At 48.3% G+C, this 21155-nt stretch carries 17 protein-coding genes and 1 tRNA gene; 12 read left to right on the forward strand and 6 right to left on the reverse strand.

What is annotated here, in order from left to right; genetic code table 11:
- Positions 1-2: 2 nt before the first annotated feature.
- Positions 3-79 (forward strand) — tRNA-Pro (locus tag C4S60_RS19730).
- Positions 80-520: 441 nt separating this feature from the next.
- Here C4S60_RS19730 and C4S60_RS19740 read toward each other — a convergent pair.
- Together C4S60_RS19740 and C4S60_RS19745 are read right to left on the reverse strand one after the other, a co-directional pair.
- On the reverse strand, positions 521-1087 hold the full coding sequence (locus tag C4S60_RS19740; RefSeq protein ID WP_103881444.1) for a porin family protein: 567 nt from the start codon (positions 1085-1087) through the stop codon (positions 521-523).
- Positions 1088-1203: 116 nt separating this feature from the next.
- Positions 1204-2061, reverse strand: coding sequence for a LysR family transcriptional regulator (locus C4S60_RS19745; protein ID WP_103881443.1), 858 nt, complete (start codon positions 2059-2061; stop codon positions 1204-1206).
- Positions 2062-2220: 159 nt separating this feature from the next.
- Between C4S60_RS19745 and C4S60_RS19750 the strand changes: the two genes are divergently transcribed.
- The 10 genes from C4S60_RS19750 (at position 2221) to C4S60_RS19795 (ending at position 13200) form a co-directional block, all read left to right on the forward strand.
- Positions 2221-3111, forward strand: a complete 891-nt coding sequence (locus tag C4S60_RS19750; RefSeq protein ID WP_103881442.1) for a LysR family transcriptional regulator — start codon at positions 2221-2223, stop codon at positions 3109-3111.
- A complete protein-coding gene (locus C4S60_RS19755; RefSeq protein WP_103881441.1) occupies positions 3101-3928 on the forward strand; it encodes a LysR family transcriptional regulator in 828 nt (275 codons plus the stop codon). The genes C4S60_RS19750 and C4S60_RS19755 overlap by 11 nt, the downstream gene beginning before the upstream one ends.
- A gap of 96 nt (positions 3929-4024) precedes the next feature.
- A complete protein-coding gene (locus C4S60_RS19760; RefSeq protein ID WP_103881440.1) occupies positions 4025-4411 on the forward strand; it encodes a hypothetical protein in 387 nt (128 codons plus the stop codon).
- Positions 4412-4515: 104 nt separating this feature from the next.
- A complete protein-coding gene (locus C4S60_RS19765) occupies positions 4516-5541 on the forward strand; it encodes a dimethylarginine dimethylaminohydrolase family protein (RefSeq protein ID WP_103881439.1) in 1026 nt (341 codons plus the stop codon).
- Between the two features lie 50 nt (positions 5542-5591).
- Entirely contained in the window at positions 5592-6113 is a 522-nt protein-coding gene (locus C4S60_RS19770) for a hypothetical protein (protein WP_146060879.1), read from the forward strand.
- 650 nt (positions 6114-6763) lie between these two features.
- Positions 6764-8482 carry a dipeptide ABC transporter ATP-binding protein gene (locus C4S60_RS19775; protein ID WP_103881437.1) on the forward strand — a complete coding sequence of 573 codons (1719 nt, stop codon included), beginning with the start codon at positions 6764-6766 and terminating at the stop codon, positions 8480-8482.
- A gap of 85 nt (positions 8483-8567) precedes the next feature.
- Positions 8568-10121 (forward strand): ABC transporter substrate-binding protein, encoded by a 1554-nt coding sequence (locus C4S60_RS19780; RefSeq protein ID WP_103881436.1) that lies wholly within the window; start codon positions 8568-8570, stop codon positions 10119-10121.
- Positions 10122-10256: 135 nt separating this feature from the next.
- Positions 10257-11234 (forward strand): ABC transporter permease, encoded by a 978-nt coding sequence (locus tag C4S60_RS19785; RefSeq protein WP_103881435.1) that lies wholly within the window; start codon positions 10257-10259, stop codon positions 11232-11234.
- Positions 11235-11236: 2 nt separating this feature from the next.
- On the forward strand, positions 11237-12181 hold the full coding sequence (locus tag C4S60_RS19790) for an ABC transporter permease (protein WP_103881434.1): 945 nt from the start codon (positions 11237-11239) through the stop codon (positions 12179-12181).
- Between the two features lie 110 nt (positions 12182-12291).
- Positions 12292-13200: an SPOR domain-containing protein gene (locus tag C4S60_RS19795; protein WP_103881433.1), complete on the forward strand. Its 909-nt coding sequence runs from the start codon at positions 12292-12294 to the stop codon at positions 13198-13200.
- 6 nt (positions 13201-13206) lie between these two features.
- Here C4S60_RS19795 and C4S60_RS19800 read toward each other — a convergent pair whose 3' ends face one another.
- The 4 genes from C4S60_RS19800 to C4S60_RS19815 all read right to left on the reverse strand — a co-directional run bounded on the left by C4S60_RS19800 (position 13207) and on the right by C4S60_RS19815 (position 18521).
- Positions 13207-14223, reverse strand: coding sequence for an acyltransferase (locus tag C4S60_RS19800; protein WP_103881432.1), 1017 nt, complete (start codon positions 14221-14223; stop codon positions 13207-13209).
- A 108-nt stretch (positions 14224-14331) separates the two neighbouring features.
- Complete coding sequence (locus C4S60_RS19805; protein ID WP_103881431.1) at positions 14332-15819, reverse strand: glycoside hydrolase family 19 protein; 1488 nt, start codon at positions 15817-15819, stop codon at positions 14332-14334.
- 271 nt (positions 15820-16090) lie between these two features.
- Positions 16091-17446 (reverse strand): glutathione-disulfide reductase, encoded by a 1356-nt coding sequence (gene gorA, locus C4S60_RS19810; protein ID WP_103881430.1) that lies wholly within the window; start codon positions 17444-17446, stop codon positions 16091-16093.
- A 235-nt stretch (positions 17447-17681) separates the two neighbouring features.
- On the reverse strand, positions 17682-18521 hold the full coding sequence (locus C4S60_RS19815; RefSeq protein WP_103881429.1) for a 23S rRNA (adenine(2030)-N(6))-methyltransferase RlmJ: 840 nt from the start codon (positions 18519-18521) through the stop codon (positions 17682-17684).
- 199 nt (positions 18522-18720) lie between these two features.
- Here C4S60_RS19815 and prlC point away from each other — a divergent pair, with 199 nt between their 5' ends.
- Positions 18721-20763, forward strand: coding sequence for an oligopeptidase A (gene prlC / locus C4S60_RS19820; RefSeq protein WP_103881428.1), 2043 nt, complete (start codon positions 18721-18723; stop codon positions 20761-20763).
- Positions 20764-21155: the final 392 nt, after the last annotated feature.

Consider the following 21155-nt stretch of genomic DNA (forward strand, 5'->3'; position numbering starts at 1 on the left):
GTCGGTGAATAGCGCAGCTTGGTAGCGCATCTGGTTTGGGACCAGAGGGTCGGGGGTTCGAATCCCTCTTCACCGACCACCATTCAAGGCCTTGTCGAAAGACAAGGCCTTTTTCGTATATGGTTTTATAGGTTTTAGGGAAAGCCCATGCTAGTCGGGGGCTGGGTGGCCAGTCCCATGGAAGCCCAGTCCTCGAGTGTCGAACCAATCGAATCCCTTTTCACCGACCACTATTTAAAGCCTCGTCGAAAGTCGGGGCTTTTTTCGTATGTGTATTAAAAAGGTTTGAGGAAACCGCATTCGGGTCGGTGGCCTGTCTCTTGGAAGCCCAATCACCATGTTTACTCCTATCGAGACCCTGTTCATTGATTAGTATGAATCGGTCATCTTGAACGATTATTTTATGTGTCTTGGGGAGAGAGGTAGCTTTAACTCGGTGTTTGTGTCGGAGGGTAAGTGCTTGGATCTGCTGGCAGAAAGGAACAAGTTGCATCCCTGCAAACTTGGTTGGGGTTGAAGGTTAGAATCGGTAGTTGAGGCCTAGGTTAATAGATTGAGCATCAAACTGCTTGTGGTTAGACAGTTTCATCAGCTCAACGTTAGCACCCAGTGAATCGCTGAAATTGTACTGAGCTCCGACCCCATAAGAAAACGAGTTAATGGTTTTCTTATTGTCGTTACTGGCAAACCCGGCTTGCTTGAGGCGAATATTGTTCACACCGGCAAGACCATATAACTCAATGTTGTTCGTGACATTGAACTTTGCTTTACCGTAGAGTCCTGTTTGATGGTCGACAGCCAGGCTTTGACCTGATTTTTTTTGTACTTTGCCATTGTCTCGGCTATAGCGAAGTTCGGCTCCAAATATGGAGTTGAAGTCGTAACCGGCTTTTACTCCAAGAGAGCGAAAGTTACCTTTGATTTTCTGGTCTTTCTCCCCTTTTGTCGCAGTATCGCTATTGGAGGCGGACATTGCCCCAATGTACGAGCCGACATAAAACCCAGAGTCGTTGGACGCGAGTGCGGGCGCGGCTACGGCAGTGGCAAGCGCTAGGATAGTGGCTGTTTTCAAAGTTGCTTTTTTCATCGTTTCCTCACTAAAAATTGGCCAAAGGGCCTGGTCTTTGTTTCGAATCGCATAGTATTGGCTGTACCTGATTTAAAAAAATCAGACTCCGTTGGGGTTTATCTACACAGATATGTTTAACGTCGAATGTACTGGTGCAGGGTGTGATAAAGCGCTTCTCTGACGTCAATCATGGTGTGAGCGTCTTTGTAGCCAAGTCCAAATTTGCAGCGCTGAATCGCTTCTCTGTGATTGATGATCATGAGTTGGTTGTTACTGAGTTCATCCGCGACAGAGGCCTGATCGAGGCAGAGCCAGCCGACTCCATCCTTTGCCAGTTGAATAGCGGTGGTCAGGTTATTAACGGCCAGTGTGTCGAATTTAATGCTGCTCCATAGAGATTCACTTTGTTGTTGAGTGACGCTGATCGCCAGGTGCTGGCCGAGCTGTTCAGTGGTGACATCATCCACTAAGGCAATGGGGTGCTCGGGCGAGCAGACCGAGACAAACTGGCGCTGGCTGATATTGAGAAACTCCCATTGGCCTATCCCAGAGTGCGGGTAGTGACTGATAATAAAATCGTATTGGTCTGAGGCGATCAGATCGTCACAGGGCGCAAATTCAATCAACAGTTCGGTGGCGGGTTCAATTTCTCTTAGTTGTAGCACTAAGCGCGAAACCAGTTGAGGGTCAATGTAACTGGTGATCCCAAGACGTATTCGGGGGCAACCAGTGCCGTTAATCGTCTCGATTTGAGACGCCAGTTTTTCTGACAGGTTTATCATCGAAGTGGCTTTTTCAAGCAGCGCATGTCCTGGCTCAGTGAGAATGGGTTTATGGCCTGTTCGGTCAAACAGTTCTAACCCCCAGTCGAGTTCCAGGTTTGCAATCCACTGACTGACCTGAACGCGCCCTTTGTTCATCGCTTTGGCCGCTGCAGAAATGGAGCCTAACTCAGTGGTCAGGACAAAGGCTTTAATGGCGTGAATATTCATGATGACCTCTTTTCAAAAATTCATTAATAAGACGTTGAGTTCATGCCATCCGGGCACTGATTAAGTCGCCGTACTTTGCTCGTTCCCTGAAAAGTGGGGTTATGATAAATATCCCTGATAAACTAATATTCACTATAAATGGTTTAAAAAGGTTATCACTTGGCATCAATTGAACAGCTGGAAAGCTTTGTCGCTGTTGCACAGTCAGGATCTATCGTCGCGGCTGCAGAGCGGTTGGGGAAGACTCATGGCCCGGTCAGTCTGGCCATTCAAAGTCTGGAAGATCGATGGGGTGAGCTGTTTGTGACAGGTAATGGTAAACGGCAGTTATCAAAGAGAGGGCAAGCATTACTGCCTTGGGCTAAAGCTGTCGTTGGTGGTTATTATGAGTTAAAGAACTCTCTGGGCTCAGGTGTTATCACAGAAGTTGCCGTGGGCATTGACAGTCACCTCCCCAATACCTGGCTCGAAGAGATTATCGCCATTCTGTGGGACCTCGATATCCGCCTCAGTATCAACACCATGCCCAGTGACGAACTGATTTCGGCGTTCAATCAGCAGCGATTGGACTGGATCGTCACGCTGGCCGATCTCCCCTGGCCAGAAACCCGCCATTTTTTTGCAGTGGGTCAGGTTGAAAGCCAACTGTTCACCAGTCATGAACCTTCGTCAAAAGCGGCGGCTAATCAGGCATCCACTTTCGACACGGGTCAACTTATGACCCTGCCGCAATTGAGTCTTGCCCATCCCGGTCGCGATAACGCACCCATTTATAAGCGTTTCGATTTTCCATGCCCATGGCAAGTTCGTGTTTCCGACTATTCACAGGTCTCTGCCATTCTCAATGCCATCCCCAGTCATACGTCGGCCATTGCTGCCAATATCGTAGATTCTCCGACGATCACGACCCGTGGTGAACCACATCTGACAGCGACATGGGGCGTGCTGGTGTTCTGGAGTGAACATCTGTCTGGAACCTCTGTACTTGAAAGACTGGAACATTGGGCCATAGATAAATCCAGACAAGGGAGGAACAACCGTGACGCTTGATCAAATAATAACCTTTGTCGCCATTGCACACAGCGGCAGTATGCGTAAGGCGGCTCGGGCGTTAGGTAAGTCCCAGCCAGCGATCACCTCGGCTATCCACCGTTTGGAAGCCAGTTTGGGCGCTGATGTGTTTATTAAAGGAACCCGGCCAGTCAGACTGAGCGAATTTGGGCAGCGGTTTTATCGACAGGCAACAGAACTGGAGAATTTGCTCCATCTCACAGAGACATTTTCGCAGTGTCAGACGGCTGAAACCTTACGGGTTTGTTTCGAGCAAGGAGTGTCTGAACAGGAGATCAGTGCGCTATCTATGTTGTTGTTGCGAGAGTGCCCTCTACGCAGCCTGGATTTGTTTTCAGCAGAGAATAACGAAATTCAGCGCCTTTTGGTCAAACAAGAGATCGATATGGCCATCACTCTTCCGTTTCAACATCTTGCTCCACACCTTCATTCTGAGTCGGTTGGCCAGCGCGAGTTTATTGAAGTGTGTTCCCCAATAACTCAGGGTCAAGCCCACAGAGAGATGTTCGTTCATGGACCAAAAGGACAGCCGCTGTGGCATTTCGCTGAGGAGATACCGACCAATGCCCTTTCTTTCAACCAGCCTGCTCAGATGCTGCGGGCAATACTGACGTTTCACGGTAAGGGTTGGTTGCCCAAGGCGCAGGTTGCAAGTGCGATTGATGCCTGTCAGCTCGTCACAACGGGGCGCGGGAGTGTCAGCATGGAGTACCGCCTTATCTGGCACCACACTCTGCAACGTGAACGACGCTTACTCACAAAGCTGGCTCAGCTGAGCCGCTCTTTTCAGCTGTAACTTAGCTCGCTGTGTCAGCAATGTTATGCAGAGTCCGTGTTGGTTTCTGAAGTCCTTTCCTTCAGCCTGATGGTTTTGTAAAACAAGAGCGGACCGATGTTCAACGGTATTTACCGAATGTGGGTAATGGGGGCTTTGATAGCGCCTTTTGGCTGTCAGGCCCACTACGTGGCAGAGCTTACGATTCACGTTAACCAAAAGTATCAAGGTAATCTGGTTATGGGCTTACAAGAGCACCGGCTCCTCAAACAAGTCGGTGACACGGAACTATGGCTTATCAGTGATTCTTCTGTACAAGATAACGTCGCGACCTTGCGCTATACCTTTATGGAGCGACAGATCAGCTTGCCTGAGAACCACAACCAGCTGACCCTACCTAGCCTGACAACCCCTATCAATGAATTTGCCAGCGTCTCGCTAAATCATGATGTGTTTTATCGAGCGAGAGTTACGACCACTGATTTGCCCTCTGAGAGCGAATGATAGTTACGACATACACTGACTTTTTGGAACCGGCAGGTGGCGATATCCTGAGTGGGTTCATTAGAGAAGGGAGTCTCTATTTTTCCACAAAGTAGAGAGGCAATATGTCGATAGCGAAACAGTTCAACCGCGTGTTTATGCCAGCAATTACCAAAGAAAGCTACGGAGAATTCAACCTGTATGGGAAGTTGCGGGAAGTGATTCTTGGCAGCAGTCAGAATATGCGTTTACCGCAGCTCTCTGAAGATATTAGAGCGACGTATCACAGTGTGATGCAACACGAGTTATTTGACATGTGTGATAAGGCCGGCGGGCAGTTACTGTCGGAAAGTTACCCTGAGTTTCTGGCTGGATTGCAAAAAGAAACACAGGCGCTGGCCAAGGCTTATGAGCAATTTGGTGTCAAGGTCCATTTCGCACGCGAAATGTCAGAGTCTGAGATCTTAGCCTGTCAACCGACGGCAGATTTTACACAAGTATTTGCGGCAGAGCCGCTGTGGGTCGTAGGTCGAAATGTGTTGGAAAATGTCTGGGCCAGTGACGTTGCCTGGGCCAGTATTGAGCCAGTGCGAGAGCGACACCAGCCGTTTATCGATGATGACCACAACATATTGCATTACACAGCACCTCGTCCGACAACGCAAAGAGACTATATCTATGAAGGTGGCGACGTACTGAATCTTGGTGATGGGCGTGTGCTGGTGGCAACAGGGCCATCTTCCACTAATCAGAGAGGGGCACAGTGGGTGAAACGCATGCTAGAACATGATGGTTATCAGGTCACCATCCTAGAACTGCCTGAGGTGGGGATCCACCATCTGTTTGCGGTCATGTGCGTAGCTGGACCCAAACTGGTTATTGCCTATGAAGATGCGTTTCCAGCAGGGCTCCCTGAGTGTATGAGTGATTTCGATGTCATTTGGGCTAATCGTGCTGAGACACGGGCAACCGGTCCCTGTGCTGTCATGCTGGACCATCAACATATTCTGATGCCGGAGTCGACACCGCGACTTAACCAGTTGCTGGCAGAGAAAGGCGTGACGCCTGTGACAGTACCTTTTGAGTATCATGCCAAACTCAGCGGTGGTATACGCTGTAAAACTTCGGTGATTCGTCGAGAGATATGTTGATACGAAAATCATGCCCTCTTGCTGCTAAAGGGGCTGTCTGGAAACACGATATGAAGCGATGTATACAGACCATTTGGTCAACAGTAAGCCACAATTTGCGTTTTATCCTTGGAATTTCAGCGTTTGCAATGGCATTGATGAGTCCTCTTTTGATTCCGGTGATAACGACACTGGACATTTGTGGCAGTAAGAAAGCACTACTCAGTGGTGCGATGATATTTGGTGTGCCCGAGGTTGCGACGATTGCTGCGATATTCCTGCTGGGGCGGGAGCGGTTACAGCGGTTTAAAATCTGGTTGCTTGAAACCCTATTCAAACTGAAACCCAGTCGACGCTCTACAAGGCGACTTTACTATACCGGACTTGGCTTAATGATGTTGGTCGGACCGATAATGAATGTCATCTTGTTTTATCTGCCGGGTTACTTTCCTGAATGGATCGGTTACAGGCAGTGGCTGGGGATCAGCTGTGACGTCATCTTTGTGGTTGCTCTGTTCATTGCCGGCGAGCAGTTATGGGGAAAGATAGAGGCGATCTTTAGGTTTGATGAAGTGTCGCCCGTTCAAGGCTAAATATGAAGCAGAATCGAGGCTTGTGCTGGCGGTGTCAAAAGTGAAAAATCAGGGTGAATTGTCCAATATCCACCACCATGAATAACATTTCTACGATTCTCTTTGAGCAAGAAATGGAGAAAAACTCTGTATTTAATAATTAATGTAGAGTTTTCTCTAAAAAACCTGAAGACAAGATGTTGCAAACCGGGGTAGCGGAAAATTTGGTTCATTCAAGCATCAAAAGCATTATGGTCAGTAAATGTGATTAAGATCTAGACTTTAGTGCTGTTACCGGCATTATCACAAAATTTATGTTTCTATAGTGTTAAATTGATTGCAGCATAAATATTCGTGGTGAATTAGTCATAAATATTGCTAATAACGTGAACGGTAGCGTTTTGTCATCGTTATTGAGTGCGGTTTTTTCAGTAGATATCAACTTTTTCAATCATTGTTGCCACTACTATATGTAATTATCGTGCATATATATTTATTTATACTGCTTTAGATTTGCTCAATTTCGAATTTTTATCCTATTTTTGTTGCTTTTCTGTGAAAGATTTGCCAAATTGATGCCCTTATAAATAGTCAGCACAAAATGCTGATTAGGAACGGAATCAATTTTTCAGACAGGGGCAGAAAACTGCCAAAGCAGTAGAGGTCTGGTAATGTCACTATTAGAAGTTAAGAATCTTCGTATCGAATACCCATCACGCCATGGGGTACATGCCGCGGTTAAATCTTTGTCGTTCAATATTGAGCGCGGTGAAATAGTTGGTGTGGTCGGTGAATCCGGAGCTGGTAAGTCTACCGTCGGTAACGCGGTTATTGATTTGCTGTCTCCTCCTGGCGTCATCGCTAACGGTGAGGTTTTCCTCGATGGAGAAAAGGTGTCCGGCCTGTCTCCAGAAGCGATGCGCAAAGTTCGTGGCTCAAAAATCGGGTTTATTTTCCAAGACCCAATGACCTCTCTAAATCCATTGTTCACGGTTGAGCAGCAATTAAAAGAAACCATTCACGCCAATATGAAGGTGTCGGATGAAGAGGCGTATCAACGCGCTCTTAACCTGATGAACCAAGTGGGCATTCCACAACCTGAGAACCGCCTGAAGCAGTACCCGCACCAGTTCTCTGGGGGAATGCGTCAGCGTGTGGTCATTGCTATTGCACTGGCCGGTGAGCCTGATCTCATCATTGCCGATGAACCAACGACCGCTCTTGATGTGTCCATTCAGGACCAAATTCTGGGTTTGATCCGCGATTTGTGTATCAAGAATAATGTCGGTTGTATGTTGGTAACCCATGATATGGGTGTGGTGTCTAACGTGACAGACCGTGTCGCGGTTATGTACCGTGGTGATTTGGTTGAGTTTGGCCCAACCGCGAAAGTATTGGGTGAACCTGATCACTCGTATACTCGCAGCCTGATTTCGGCGGTTCCGCGTTCAGATATGAAGCTGGACCGTTTCCCTCTTGTGAGCTACATCGAAGAAGCTCATGAGATGGAACCGTTGGACGTGAAAAACCACTGGTTAGGTCAAAGTCAGGACCATCGTGCCTATACAGGTCCACTTCTTAATGTTGAGAACGTCAACCTGCGTTTTATTACTAAAGATTCGCTATTTGAAAGCCGACGCGAGTACGTGCAAGCGTCCAACAACGTAAGTTTTCAAGTACACGAAGGTGAGACCTTTGGTCTGGTGGGTGAGTCAGGCTCCGGTAAGTCGACGATTGCTCGGGTTATTGCTGGTCTGTACACGCCTAACTCAGGCAAGGTGACCTTTGAAGGTATCGACCTGACTTCTCTCAAATCGGAGAAAGAGCGTCGTCCAATGCGTCGTCAGATGCAGATGGTGTTCCAAAACCCATATACTTCAATGAACCCACGGATGAAGATTTACGACATCATCGCCGAGCCAATTCGTTTCCACAAATTGACTGCCAATGAGTCAGAAACCAAACAGATTGTTGAAGATCTGCTTGAGCACGTGGGTCTGGGCAAGATGGCGGGTGTGAAGTATCCGCATGAGTTCTCTGGTGGTCAGCGCCAGCGTATTTCTATCGCTCGTGCATTGGCAACGCGTCCACGTCTGCTGATTTGTGATGAGCCGACATCGGCACTGGATGTATCGGTTCAGGCACAAATTCTGAACCTGCTAAAAGACTTACAACAAGAACTGAACCTAACTATGCTGTTTATCAGTCACGATTTGCCGGTTATTCGTCAAATGTGTGACCGAGTGGGTGTGATGCAAATGGGAACACTTTTGGAAGTGGCTCCAACAGAACAACTGTTCACTGACCCACAGCATGAGTACAGCAAACAACTGATTTCCTTGATGCCTGAATTTACAGGGTTGAGAGAAGACGTAGTAAAAACGGCGTAAGCCAAACAATTCCCTATTGGGACTCGAAAACAGAAGCAAACACAACAACAAGGGATCCGGATCCCCGCATGAAGGAGTTATGCAAATGAGAACCATGAAAAGCAAATTAGCAGTGGCGCTAATGGCGGCAGGTCTGAGCTTCAATGCTTTGGCAGCAGATATCAAAGTTGGCTACGCAGCTGACCCAGTATCTCTTGACCCGCATGAGCAACTGTCTGGTGGCACACTGCAGATGTCACACATGGTATTTGACCCACTAGTTCGTTTCACTCAAGAAATGGACTTTGAGCCTCGCCTGGCAGAAAGCTGGGAGCGCGTAAACGACACGACAGTTCGTTTTAAACTGCGTGAAGGCGTTAAGTTCCACTCTGGTAACACGCTAACAGCGGACGACGTTGTATGGACATTTAAGCGTCTACAAAGCTCTCCTGACTTTAAAGCTATCTTCGACCCATATGAGAAGATCGTTAAAGTTGACGACAACACGTTTGATCTTGTTACAAAAGGCCCATACCCACTTGTACTGCAAACAGCCACGTATATCTTCCCAATGGACAGCAAGTTCTATTCTGGTAAGACATCAGATGGCAAAGATAAATCTGAGCTAGTGAAGCACGGTAACTCTTTTGCGTCTACCAACGTGTCGGGTACAGGTCCATTTATCGTGACGGCTCGTGAGCAAGGCGTTAAGGTTGATTTTGTGCGTTTCGCAGACTACTGGGACAAGGAGTCTAAAGGTAACGTTGACAAGCTGACACTAGTACCAATCAAAGAAGACGCGACCCGTGTAGCGGCACTTCTTTCTGGTGGTGTTGATATGATTCACCCGGTTGCTCCAAACGATCACAAGCGTGTATCAGAAGCAAAAGGTGTGGATCTGGTGACACTTCCAGGTACACGTATCATCACGTTCCAAATGAACCAAAACAGCAACGAAGCGCTGAAAGACGTTCGTGTTCGTCAGGCGATTGTTCACGCAATCAACAACGAAGGTATCGTTAAGAAGATCATGAAAGGCTTCGCAACGGCGGCAGGTCAGCAAAGCCCTGAAGGTTACGTTGGTCACAACGAAACACTAGTGCCACGCTACGATCTTAAGAAAGCGAAGGAGCTGATGAAAGAAGCGGGTTACGCTGACGGCTTCACGCTAACTATGATGGCGCCAAACAACCGTTATGTGAACGACGCGAAAGTAGCGCAGGCAGCGGCAGCGATGCTGTCTAAGATCGGCATCAAAGTTGATCTGAAGACAATGCCTAAAGCGCAATACTGGCCAGAGTTTGACGTGTGTGCAGCAGACATGATGATGATCGGCTGGCACTCAGATACGGAAGATTCAGCGAACTTCAACGAGTTCCTGACAATGACTCGTAACGAAGAAACAGGTCGTGGTCAGTATAACTGTGGTCACTACTCTAACCCAGAAATGGATGCCATTGTTGAAGCGGCGAACGTAGAAACGGATCCTGCTAAGCGTGCTGAAATGCTGAAAGGCGTTGAAGCGACGCTATACAACGACGCAGCATTTGTTCCGCTACACTGGCAAAGTGAAGCGTGGGGCGCGAAGTCTAACGTGAAAGCTGCCGACATTGTTAACCCAATGGTTATGCCTTACTTTGGCGACCTAGTGGTTGAGTAATCACAATATACTGTGATGTAGGAGGGGAGTCTTCCCCTCCTCAATTCAGCTCAATTTTATTTCAGTCGGATTGGGTGGTTGTTAAGACTGAATTTCTCTCTCGTATGAGATTAATGGATAGTTAAGGGGCAAGGAATGTTTTCGTTTCTGGTCAAGCGCCTGTTTCAGGCACTGATAGTGATGTTTGTGATCAGTTTGGTGGCGTTTGCCATTCAGGATAACCTGGGTGACCCGCTACGTGAGCTTGTAGGTCAGTCGGTTTCGGAAGCGGAGCGTCAGGCACTGCGTGATGAGTTAGGCCTCAACGATCCTTTCATTACTAAATACACTCGTTTTATTGGTGCAGCGCTGCAAGGCGATCTTGGCACTTCATACTTTTTTAAGCGTCCTGCCGTTGAGGTGATTCTCGACAAGCTGGTGGCGACACTGGAGCTTGTTTTCGGCGCGACATTAATCATTATTTTCTTATCGATACCGCTGGGCGTGTACTCGGCCATCCACCCTAAAAGCTTTTTTACCAAGCTAGTGATGGCAGGAAGTAGCGTCGGTATCTCTATCCCGGTATTCCTGACAGCAATCATGCTGATGTACGTGTTTTCGATTGAATTGGGTTGGCTGCCGTCATATGGGCGGGGAGAAACCGCGAATGTTCTGGGTTGGGAGTCTGGATTCTTTACCATCGATGGGATTAAGCACCTGATTCTGCCGTGTATCGCACTGGCGTCTATCATGTTGCCACTGTTTATCCGTCTGGTTCGTTCTGAAATGCTCGAAGTGCTCAGCTCGGAGTACATCAAGTTTGCCAAAGCAAAAGGGCTACCTCTTAACAAAATCTATTATCAACACGCCCTGAAAAATACCATGCTTCCTGTACTGACCGTCGGTGGGGTGCAGATTGGTACCATGGTGGCGTACACCATCCTTACCGAGACTGTGTTCCAGTGGCCGGGTACTGGTTTCCTTTTCCTAGAAGCGATTAACCGTGTAGATACACCGCTTATTACCGCTTACGTTATTTTTGTTGGTCTGATTTTCGTTGTAACCAACACTATCGTTGACTTGTTGTACGGATTGATAAACCCAACCGTGAACTTGACTGGAAAAGGAGCATAATCATGAGTCAAACCAATACAGCCGCTGCTCCTTCGGCATGGGAGCGCTTTAAAAACTCGGACTTCTTGTACTATTTCAAGCGCGATAAAGTCGCGATGGCGAGTTTTACCGTATTTATGTTATTCCTGGTGATGGCATTAGCCGCGCCTTTGATCGCCCCAACTGACCCTTACGACTTGTCGTCGATCGATATCATGGACTCTGAGTTGCCGCCATCTTGGATGGAAGAGGGTGATGAGAGCTTTGTGCTGGGTACCGACGATCAGGGTCGTGATATTCTGTCGACCATTCTCTATGGTTCACGTCTGTCGCTGACCATTGGTTTCCTGGCGGTGGGTTTGCAACTGTTTTTGGGCATAGTGATCGGCCTGTCTGCAGGTTACTTCGGTGGCCGAATTGATAGCTTCCTGATGCGTTTTGCTGATGTTCAGTTGTCATTCTCTACTATGATGGTTGCCATTATCGTCTCGGCAATTTTTAAGGCGAGCTTTGGTAGCGAATTCTACAGCCAATACGCGGTGACCATGCTGGTGGTGATCATCGGTGTTGCTGAGTGGCCACAGTACGCTCGAACGATTCGTGCGTCAGTGCTGGCTGAGAAGAAGAAAGAGTACGTCGAAGCAGCGCGAGTCATGGGCTTTAAATCACCGCGTATCATGTTCCGTCATATTCTTCCTAACTGTCTGTCACCGATTCTGGTTATTTCAACGGTACAGGTGGCGAATGCCATTATGTCAGAGGCCGCGCTGTCATTCCTGGGTCTGGGTCTTCCGGTAGACCAGCCTTCACTGGGTTCTCTGATCAGCATCGGCTTTAACTACATCTTCTCCGGTTCATGGTGGATTACTGTCTTCCCGGGTATCGTGTTGATTACGCTTGTACTGGTTATTAACCTGTTGGGCGACTGGCTACGTGATGTATTTAACCCGAAAATCTACAAAGGGTGATCCAGAGTGATTGATTTTTAAGCCCAATCCTCACTACACTAAGAGTCGCACATAAATGCGGCTCTTTTTATTTGTGCTGCAAATAACAAGTGAGTGTTCAGAGGATGTATATGGGCTCTTTTTATCGGGTAGAGAGATTTGGTGGCTGGTCTTTGGTTGCTGTGGTTGCGGCTTTGTTGCACGCCCTACCTGCCTCCGCAGAAAACGAAGTGTTGTGTGATGCCTCACAACCCTCAATGAACGAACTGCCCATTCTGGATAAGCATTGCCCTATCGGAGAAGGGGTTTGGGGTAAGCAGATTCCGATGAGTCCTACTTCGCTGTACTGGATTCAGTGCGGTATTCTCGAAAAGCCAATGCCATTGAAGCAGGCCAAAAAACTCTATAGCCAAATCACTACCGATATCTGGATGTTGCCGCAAAGTCGCAGCTATCGTTGTCTGATCGGCCCCTATGAGGATGCCACGCTGGCACAGCAGGAACTAACCCAAGTGAAGTCGCTGTCTGGCTATCACGATGCCTTTATCCGACATGTCGAGCCGGACACTTCATCGTCTGCCCCTAAGGCCAAACCCGCTAAGTTGTCTGCGTCAGCATCGGTTAAAGCCGATGCCTTAACGACCCCGAAGGTGATGTCAAACCAAAAAGCGACAACCATTCAGCCACTCGCTCAATCCGCACCAGCCCCTATAACGGTGCGCTTGACCACGCAGGTAAAAGGCAAGCGCTACATCATTCCTTACATAGCAAATAACGATCATCAGTTCTATATGGAGCATGATAAAGCCTGGAATCGACTCAATTACCGCACGGCCATTAAAGTATGCAGTGATATGGATATGCATTTGGCCAGTAATGACGAGTGGCAGACATTGGTCGCGTCAGGCAAGATGCAGACGGAGCGATGGCCATTGCAAATGCCATATTGGGGAGATGGTCAAAAGGGGTTGTTTACCAACGGAAAGGTGTCCCCGTTAAAGGGAAACACCTTGTTGAATGTTGTTTGCGTTGGTCGGTGAAGTTAGTCAGGGGAGTAGCCAGCGTGTTTTGCTGCTCAAGGACAGCAGCCAACTGGTTGCGAGCGCCAGACTGCCACTCACTATCACCCAGAAAGGGACCATATACGCCGGGTGTCCCACATGAAGTCCAAGCTCATTCATTGGCCACAAAAACAGAGGGTGCAGAAGATATACGCCCAGGCTGTATTTGCTGATAAAGCGGACCACGCGCTTGGCCGAAGGCGCCAGATTTTCGGCGTAGGCTTTGCATACAATAAAGATCATACTGGCAGCGAGAGCGGTATTCAGTGTTTTGTATGAAAACCAGCGCCCGACATAATAACGCCCTTCCTCAACGCTGCCCTGTACCACCATATAGCTGCTTAATATCATCGCGCCTACCCCAAGGATGACGGCGGTGATAACTACCCCTTGAGTCACTGGCAGTTTCTGATACAGGATATAACCAAGTGGCAGCAACCCCATGTAAAGCCAGAACTGTTCACTCCATGGACCATCAATGCGGAGCAAGAACAGTAATGTGGTTAACAGCCAGACACCAGTCAGTGCGTAGAGGGCAGAATCATCAAACTTACGCACCAATAACTGCAGAAACGGAATCGCCACATACAGCGGAATAAAATAGTAGAAGAATCCCAGATGGTAATAGGTTTGATGATGGTAGCTTTGCGCCAGAGCCTCTTTAACCGTATCCCCACTAAACCCTTCGATAGTCCAGCCTGATAGATAGGCATAGAACAGCGACCAGACGACAAAAGGGATAAGGACTTTGCCCAATCTGCGGGAAAGATAATACTTCATATCGAACGGTCGCTTATCGCTTAACATCAGGGCACCGGTAATCAGTATGAAGACTGGCACGGCCCAGCGACTGAATCCATTGAAGGTGATGGCGGTGATCCACTCCCCCATGGGTATTTGCCCCAGTTCATGACGGTAAGGTCCCAGTGCATGAATAACGATGACAGCAAGCGCCGCCACACAGCGCATCCCGTCAAAGAAAAAGATGTGTTTTTTGTCCATTAACCACTCCTTACAGTCTGCGCAAACTATAAGGGATATTTACAATTTGAAAAGGGAACGAACTTAAAAGTTGTGTAAAAACTGCCCCGAGGGGCAGTGGCTTAAGTTTTAGCCTACCGGGCAGGATACCTCTTTCCAGAACCAGTTTGATTGGGTTGGCGTTTCCCAGACGCCGGGAGGATTTTGGGCGGTGAAACATTTTCCTTGGTGGATAACGGTATCACCGACATTGGCTTGTGTGACGCCAGCCTCCCAAACAATGATCCCAGACGGTGTGCCTGAACCTGTGTCGCCACCACCAGTGCCGCCACCAGCGCCACCATCCGTTGGCAATGTATCGACAATGCGCACTTCTGGCCAGTTGGCATGAGAGCCGTAGAAGTTGGTGACACACTTTTCGTAGTCGCCAGGAACCAGTGCCGAGTAGGCAGTTTGATAACCGACTAAGTTACATTCAAATGAGACGCCTCCTGGGCGATCGGCATGATACTTCCAGCTTGCTTCCCAGTTGGTATAAAGCACATCGGTCGCACCATTGAGGTTAAGGCTGCCATAAGGTGTTTGTTGCCAGCAGGTGTTGGCTTCATCGGCTTCAATGGGGATTTGGTAATGGGCCGCGAGTCCTTCCCAATAGCGAATACGATTGACGGGCTGACCTTTGGTTTTGTTTTGCTCGCCACACTCAATGCCGCCGTTGATGATATTGATGGTGGTACCAAAGCCATAGCCAATGCCAGCATCAATCTCACGCTGTGAAGGGACCCAGGTACGGTCAATCACGTGCAGCATAGCCGGTTTGGGCGCTTGTGGCGTCAGAAAAAACCAGATGGCTGAAGCTAGATTGAGCCATGAGTCTGCCACCAATGCCGGATTATTGAGCAGCACAGTGGCATCTCCTGCAAACATCACTTCGGAAAAAGGACCGTAGTTAAAATGGTAGGAAAGCTGCTTGGCGCCGCGGCCAAAATAGCCTTGATTGGCCGCACATGGCCAGCGCCGGTTCTGCCAGTCATTTTGTCCACACCCGGTGGTGTATCCTTCCTGACCTTCGGACCAACCCATTTCCCTGACATGCACCAGCGCTTGCTGCCACTCCTCAAGAGCGAGTGGGTTGTCCCAGGCGTTGTCTTTGGCCACGTGACCACCAGTCTCCTGAGCAAAATGGGCGAAAGCGGTAATGATGGAGCGTTTGCAAATCGCATCGGCATCACGACCATCACCATAATCACCGCAGAATGCCGGGAATTTCCCTATCGCCTGTAAAAATCGCTGGTAGGTGTATTCCGGGGCGGCCATCTGGGTGAGAAAGTCCCAATCTCCCCGCGAAAAGACACGTTCAGCACGTTTCACATTGTCGGGATTTGCGACCAGGCCTTCATCAATCTGCTCCACCATACTGTTAGGGGCTGTCGCCAAAGCATTGGCCCACGCTGAGTACATCGGATCATGTGTTTGGGCCGCTTCACTAACCTGCACTTCAGTGCGAAGCAGTATATATCCGGTTGGATTGTCTGGGTCGGGCTGGGGATTAACCGCAAGTGCCGGGAGAGTGATGCTTGCTGCACTGGCTGCCAGCAGCCATTGAGGGATGTTCATCTGACGTTCCTTTTCTATTTTATTGGATTACGCTGAAATGCAAAGCCATCATGCTGATGGTGCTCTGTTCGTCAGCAGAAAAAACTTTAGAAAAGGCTATGTTCTGGTAACTGTTAAAACCATTATTTCCGAAGCACAATGTTGCTCATTGCGACGCATTTCAAGCGCAATATGAATGATAAACAGCAAAGTTACTTCAGGGTGTGAGAGCTAACGCTAAGACTGAAAAAGCCCAGCATCGGCTGGGCTTTGAATCGTCAGGAAATTCGCATTAACGCATGGTAACGAATTCTTCAGAACCCGTAGGGTGAATGGCGACAACGGAATCAAAATCTGCTTTGGTCGCGCCCATCTTCATCGCCACGCCAAAACCTTGAATCATTTCATCAACGGTGAAACCGATGCCGTGCAAGCCGACAACGGTTTCTTCTGGACCGGCACAAACCAGCTTCATCTTACATGGTTGACGATGTTTCGTTACCGCAGTGTACATGGCGGTAAAGCCAGAGGTGTAAACCTTGATATTGTCTTTGCCGTATTTTTCCTCAGCTTCCTGGGTTGTCAGACCGATGGTGCCGATAGGTGGATGACTGAAGACAACTGTTGGGACCAGGTCGTAGTCCATTTTGGCGTCAGGCTTGTTGTTAAACAGGCGCTCAGAAAGCTGACGGCCTGCTTTAACGGCAACTGGGGTAAGCTCGATGCCGCCTTCCATGATATCGCCCACACAGTAAATGCCTGCTATGTTGGTTGCTTGATACTCATCGACTTTGATGTAGCCACGATCGTTGGTTGCCACGCCTGTGGCACCAAGATTAATCGCATCTGTCGCTGGGTGACGACCGATCGCCCAAATCAAGGTATCAACATTTTGGCTCTCACCATTTTCCAGATGTAGCGTCAGGCTACCATCCGCTTCTTTGACCACTTCTTTAGGAACCGAGTGAGTATGTAGCGTTGGACCTTCGGTGTTCATCACTTCAACCAGAGTGTCGATGATCATAGGATCAAAGCTGCGTAGTGGTGATTCTTTACGGCAGAACAGGTGGGTTTCCGTGCCTAGTGCATGTAGCACCCCCGCGATCTCAACGGCAATGTAGCCAGCACCGATAACCGCAACGCGTTTTGGTTGCTCGCTTAGCTCAAAGAAGCCATTGGAATCGATACCGTATTCTGCGCCGGGAATGTTTGGAATCGTTGGACGACCGCCTACCGCGATAAGGATATGATCAGCAGTATAGTGCTCACCATTCACTTCTACGGTTTTAGCATCAACAAACTTAGCAAAACCACGAATTACGTTGACTTTGTTGTTGCCAAGTACGCGGTCGTAAGACTGGTGAATTCGGCCAATGTATGCTTGGCGACTCTCAACCAATTTGCTCCAGTCGAAGCTTTTAACGTCGACATCAAAACCATAATCTTCGGCATACAGGTTCATCGCTTCAGCAACTTGCGCACCATGCCACATCACTTTCTTTGGTACACACCCAACGTTTACGCAGGTACCGCCCAGGTCTTGTGCTTCAATTAGTGCGACTTTAGCGCCATACATTGCTGCGCGGTTTGCCGATGCGATGCCGCCACTGCCGCCACCAATACAGATATAGTCAAAATGCGTTGCCATTACGTTCTCCAGAAGCTTATAGATATTTTGATTGCTGATAACAAAGCATATTGGGGCGCAGTTAAGATAACTCAACGATCCCGACTCTCTGTTTACAGTCTCTGTCTTTATAGTAAATCGAGTCTAGCAACTTTATCCAATGGGAAAAAGTTGTGTTGATTATGACTAATAACGATTAATAAGAGAGGAGGTCGCAGGGCGTCTCACCCCGCGACATGTGAACCTGAGAGGTTTGCTATTCAGGCACAATCCATTCCACTTTAAAGTGGCCGGTGGCTGGGGCAATTTTTTCTTTCAGATAAGGGAGAATCGCGTTCATCTGCTGCTCGAGCATCCACGGCGGATTGATGACAATCATGCCTGATGCGGTCATGCCTCGTTCGTTGGTGTCGGGGGAGACACCCAATTCAATTTGCAGAATTTTACGAATACCAAGACCTTCGAGGCCTTCGATCATGTCGTCAATGTCGTAGCGATTCACTACTGGATACCAAATGGCGTAGATACCGGTTGCCCAGCGCTTGTAGCTTTGCGCAATCGCGGTCACCACATCGCGATACTCTTTTGCGAGTTCATACGGAGGGTCGATTAACACCAGACCACGACGCTCTGCTGGAGGTAGGCTGGCTTTTAGACGTTTAAAACCATCTTCTTTAAAGATTTTTACCTGACGATCGCGATGGAACTCCTGCTCTAGCAGCGGAAAGTCGCTTGGATGCAGCTCGGTCAACACCATACGGTCTTGCGGACGCAAATGCGCACGTGCCACACGTGGAGAGCCGGGATAGTAACGCAGAGCTTCACCGTTATTCAGCGTATCGATAGACTCAATATAGCTGGCGATATCTTCGGGAATGTCTGGGTTGCCCCAAATACGACCGATACCTTGCTTATATTCGCCCGTTTTCTCCGACCATTCATGAGTCAGGTCATAGCGACCCACGCCCGAATGGGTGTCGTGATAAACGAACGGCTTTTCCTTGTTTTTTAGTGAATTAAGGATAAGACTTTGTACTATGTGCTTCACAACATCGGCATGGTTACCGGCGTGAAAGCTGTGTCGATAGCTCAGCAAAATAAAGACTCAGTTGGACAAGAATGGACGGATTATAACCTCTTCTAGCCCTAAGCGGCAGAGATCTTGCCGCTTTGAATTGACGTAATTGGCATACAAAGGATTGAAAACGGCTGTTCGAGTCTACATTTATCTATTAATTACGCTCACTTGCCTTCTGATTGAGTGAGGGAATCCAATAATTAAAAAGGGATGCTGCATGTCAAATCCATTAATGACGTTTACCGACTTACCTCCTTTTTCACAAATCAAACCGGAACACGTAAAGCCAGCGGTCGAACAAGCGATTGAAGCATGTAGGGCGAAAATTGGTGAAGTGCTCGAGGGCAATGACCATCCAACGTGGGACAATGTCATTGCTCCGATTGAAGACATTGATGACAAGCTTAGCCGTCTTTGGTCACCCGTGAGTCATATGAATTCTGTGGTGAATAGCGACGAATTGCGAGAAGCCTATGAAAGCTGCCTGCCGATTCTGTCGGAGTACGGTACCTGGGTGGGTCAGCATAAAGGGCTGTATGAAGCTTATAAGGCAATCAAAGCCAGCGACACGTTCGATGTGCTGTCGCAAGCTCAAAAGAAAACCATCAAAGATTCCCTGCGTGACTTCGAGCTGTCAGGCATCGGCTTGCCTGCCGATGAGCAGCACCGTTACGGGGAGATCAGCAAACGTATGTCTGAGCTGGGCTCGCAGTTCTCCAACAATGTACTTGATGCCACCATGGGTTGGACAAAGCACATTACTGATGAAAAAGAGTTGGCGGGGATGCCGGAGTCGGCGCTCGCAGCCGCACAAGCCGCCGCCGAAGCAAAAGAGCTCGACGGTTACCTGCTGACACTGGATATTCCCTCTTACCTGCCGGTATTGACCTACTGCGATAATCAGGAACTGCGCAAGGAGCTGTATGAAGCGTACGTGACACGTGCCTCGGATCGCGGACCGAATGCCGGAAAGTGGGACAACACGGAAATCATTGCGGAGCAACTGAAGCTGCGCCATGAAATAGCACGTTTGTTAGGCTTTGGTACCTTCAGTGAAAAATCACTGGCGACGAAAATGGCCGAAACTCCGGCACAGGTATTGGGGTTCCTCAATGATCTGGCCAAAAAAGCCAAGCCACAAGGTGAGCGTGAAGTCGAAGAGTTGCGCCAGTTTGCTGAAAAAGAATTTGGCGTCACTGAGCTTAACCTTTGGGACATCGCTTATTACAGTGAGAAACAAAAGCAACACCTGTTCCAGTTCTCGAACGAGGAGTTGCGTCCATACTTCCCAGAATCAAAAGTGGTAAGTGGCCTGTTTGAAGTTCTGGATCGCGTTTTTGGCATGCGCATCGAGGAACGTGAAGGTGTGGATACCTGGCATGAGTCGGTACGTTTTTTCGATATTTTTGATGCAGAAGGCACTTTACGTGGCAGCTTCTATCTTGACTTGTATGCACGTGAACATAAGCGTGGTGGTGCTTGGATGGATGAGTGTCGTGTGCGTCGCACCGGTATCGATGGTGAGCTGCAAACGCCTGTGGCTTACCTGACTTGTAACTTCAATAAACCGGTCGGTGATAAGCCTGCGATGTTCACCCATGATGAGGTGGTGACGCTATTTCACGAAACGGGTCATGGTATTCACCACATGCTAACTAAGATCGATACCGGAGCCGTTTCCGGTATCAATGGTGTACCTTGGGATGCGGTTGAACTGCCAAGTCAGTTCCTGGAAAACTGGTGTTGGGAAGAAGAAGCGCTGGCCTTTATTTCTGGCCATTATGAAACCGGTGAACCGTTGCCGAAAGAGATGCTCGACAAGATGCTGGCGGCGAAGAACTTCCAGTCGGCTATGTTTATCCTGCGTCAGCTCGAATTTGGTCTGTTCGATTTCACGCTGCACACGGAATACGATCCGGACATCGGTGCTCGCGTTCTGGAAACTCTGGCAGAGGTGAAATCCAAAGTAGCGGTTTTGCCAAGCCTCGAATGGAACCGATTCTCACATAGCTTCAGTCATATCTTTGCTGGTGGCTACAGTGCAGGCTACTACAGCTACCTTTGGGCAGAGGTCCTGTCTTCAGATGCGTACTCGCGCTTTGAAGAAGAGGGGATCTTTAATAAAGAGACGGGTCAGAGCTTCCTGAACCATATTCTCGAAATGGGGGGCAGCGAAGAGCCAATGGAGTTATTCAAACGCTTCCGTGGACGTGAGCCTGAGATAGATGCGTTGTTACGCCACTCTGGTATCAGCGCCTAACCTTATAAACCTTCACATTGTAAAGCCTCTAGCTAGAGGCTTTTTTATTGAGATAAAACCAAGTTTAAACGATATATCTTGCAAGTGAATATTTATTGAATAAGTTGGCGTGATATTAGATTGGTTATAAAAATGTAATCTTCAATGAAGTCCTCATTAATGTAGCCCGTTTTCATTATTCGAAAAAACAGAAGTGTTATTTCCGCCAAAATTAGGTGTCATTAAAACTTGCTTACAAAGCCTTTATTGGTTTGGTTTTGGAATGGAATCTAAGTTTGTCTTAAGTCAAAGAAGCGTCCTAGAGTGCATGTCAGCGCGTCGAAACTTAATTACAAGGATATCGGCTTTCAGGTAACTTAATTTGGATTTTTGCTTACGCACTAAATGTTAAT

Origin of the sequence: Vibrio hangzhouensis (genome assembly GCF_900107935.1) — a bacterium.
GTDB classification, from domain to species: Bacteria; Pseudomonadota; Gammaproteobacteria; order Enterobacterales; family Vibrionaceae; genus Vibrio; species Vibrio hangzhouensis.

What these genes read in the sequence shown, in the direction of transcription:
- C4S60_RS19740 (WP_103881444.1), bottom strand. Translation starts at nt 1,087, where the DNA reads ATGAAAAAAGCAACTTTGAAAACAGCCACTATCCTAGCGCTTGCCACT.
- C4S60_RS19745 (WP_103881443.1), bottom strand. Translation starts at nt 2,061, where the DNA reads ATGAATATTCACGCCATTAAAGCCTTTGTCCTGACCACTGAGTTAGGC.
- C4S60_RS19760 (WP_103881440.1), top strand. Translation starts at nt 4,025, where the DNA reads ATGTTCAACGGTATTTACCGAATGTGGGTAATGGGGGCTTTGATAGCG.
- C4S60_RS19765 (WP_103881439.1), top strand. Translation starts at nt 4,516, where the DNA reads ATGTCGATAGCGAAACAGTTCAACCGCGTGTTTATGCCAGCAATTACC.
- C4S60_RS19770 (WP_146060879.1), top strand. Translation starts at nt 5,592, where the DNA reads ATGAAGCGATGTATACAGACCATTTGGTCAACAGTAAGCCACAATTTG.
- C4S60_RS19775 (WP_103881437.1), top strand. Translation starts at nt 6,764, where the DNA reads ATGTCACTATTAGAAGTTAAGAATCTTCGTATCGAATACCCATCACGC.
- C4S60_RS19780 (WP_103881436.1), top strand. Translation starts at nt 8,568, where the DNA reads ATGAGAACCATGAAAAGCAAATTAGCAGTGGCGCTAATGGCGGCAGGT.
- C4S60_RS19785 (WP_103881435.1), top strand. Translation starts at nt 10,257, where the DNA reads ATGTTTTCGTTTCTGGTCAAGCGCCTGTTTCAGGCACTGATAGTGATG.
- C4S60_RS19790 (WP_103881434.1), top strand. Translation starts at nt 11,237, where the DNA reads ATGAGTCAAACCAATACAGCCGCTGCTCCTTCGGCATGGGAGCGCTTT.
- C4S60_RS19795 (WP_103881433.1), top strand. Translation starts at nt 12,292, where the DNA reads ATGGGCTCTTTTTATCGGGTAGAGAGATTTGGTGGCTGGTCTTTGGTT.
- C4S60_RS19800 (WP_103881432.1), bottom strand. Translation starts at nt 14,223, where the DNA reads ATGGACAAAAAACACATCTTTTTCTTTGACGGGATGCGCTGTGTGGCG.
- C4S60_RS19805 (WP_103881431.1), bottom strand. Translation starts at nt 15,819, where the DNA reads ATGAACATCCCTCAATGGCTGCTGGCAGCCAGTGCAGCAAGCATCACT.
- gorA (WP_103881430.1), bottom strand. Translation starts at nt 17,446, where the DNA reads ATGGCAACGCATTTTGACTATATCTGTATTGGTGGCGGCAGTGGCGGC.
- prlC (WP_103881428.1), top strand. Translation starts at nt 18,721, where the DNA reads ATGTCAAATCCATTAATGACGTTTACCGACTTACCTCCTTTTTCACAA.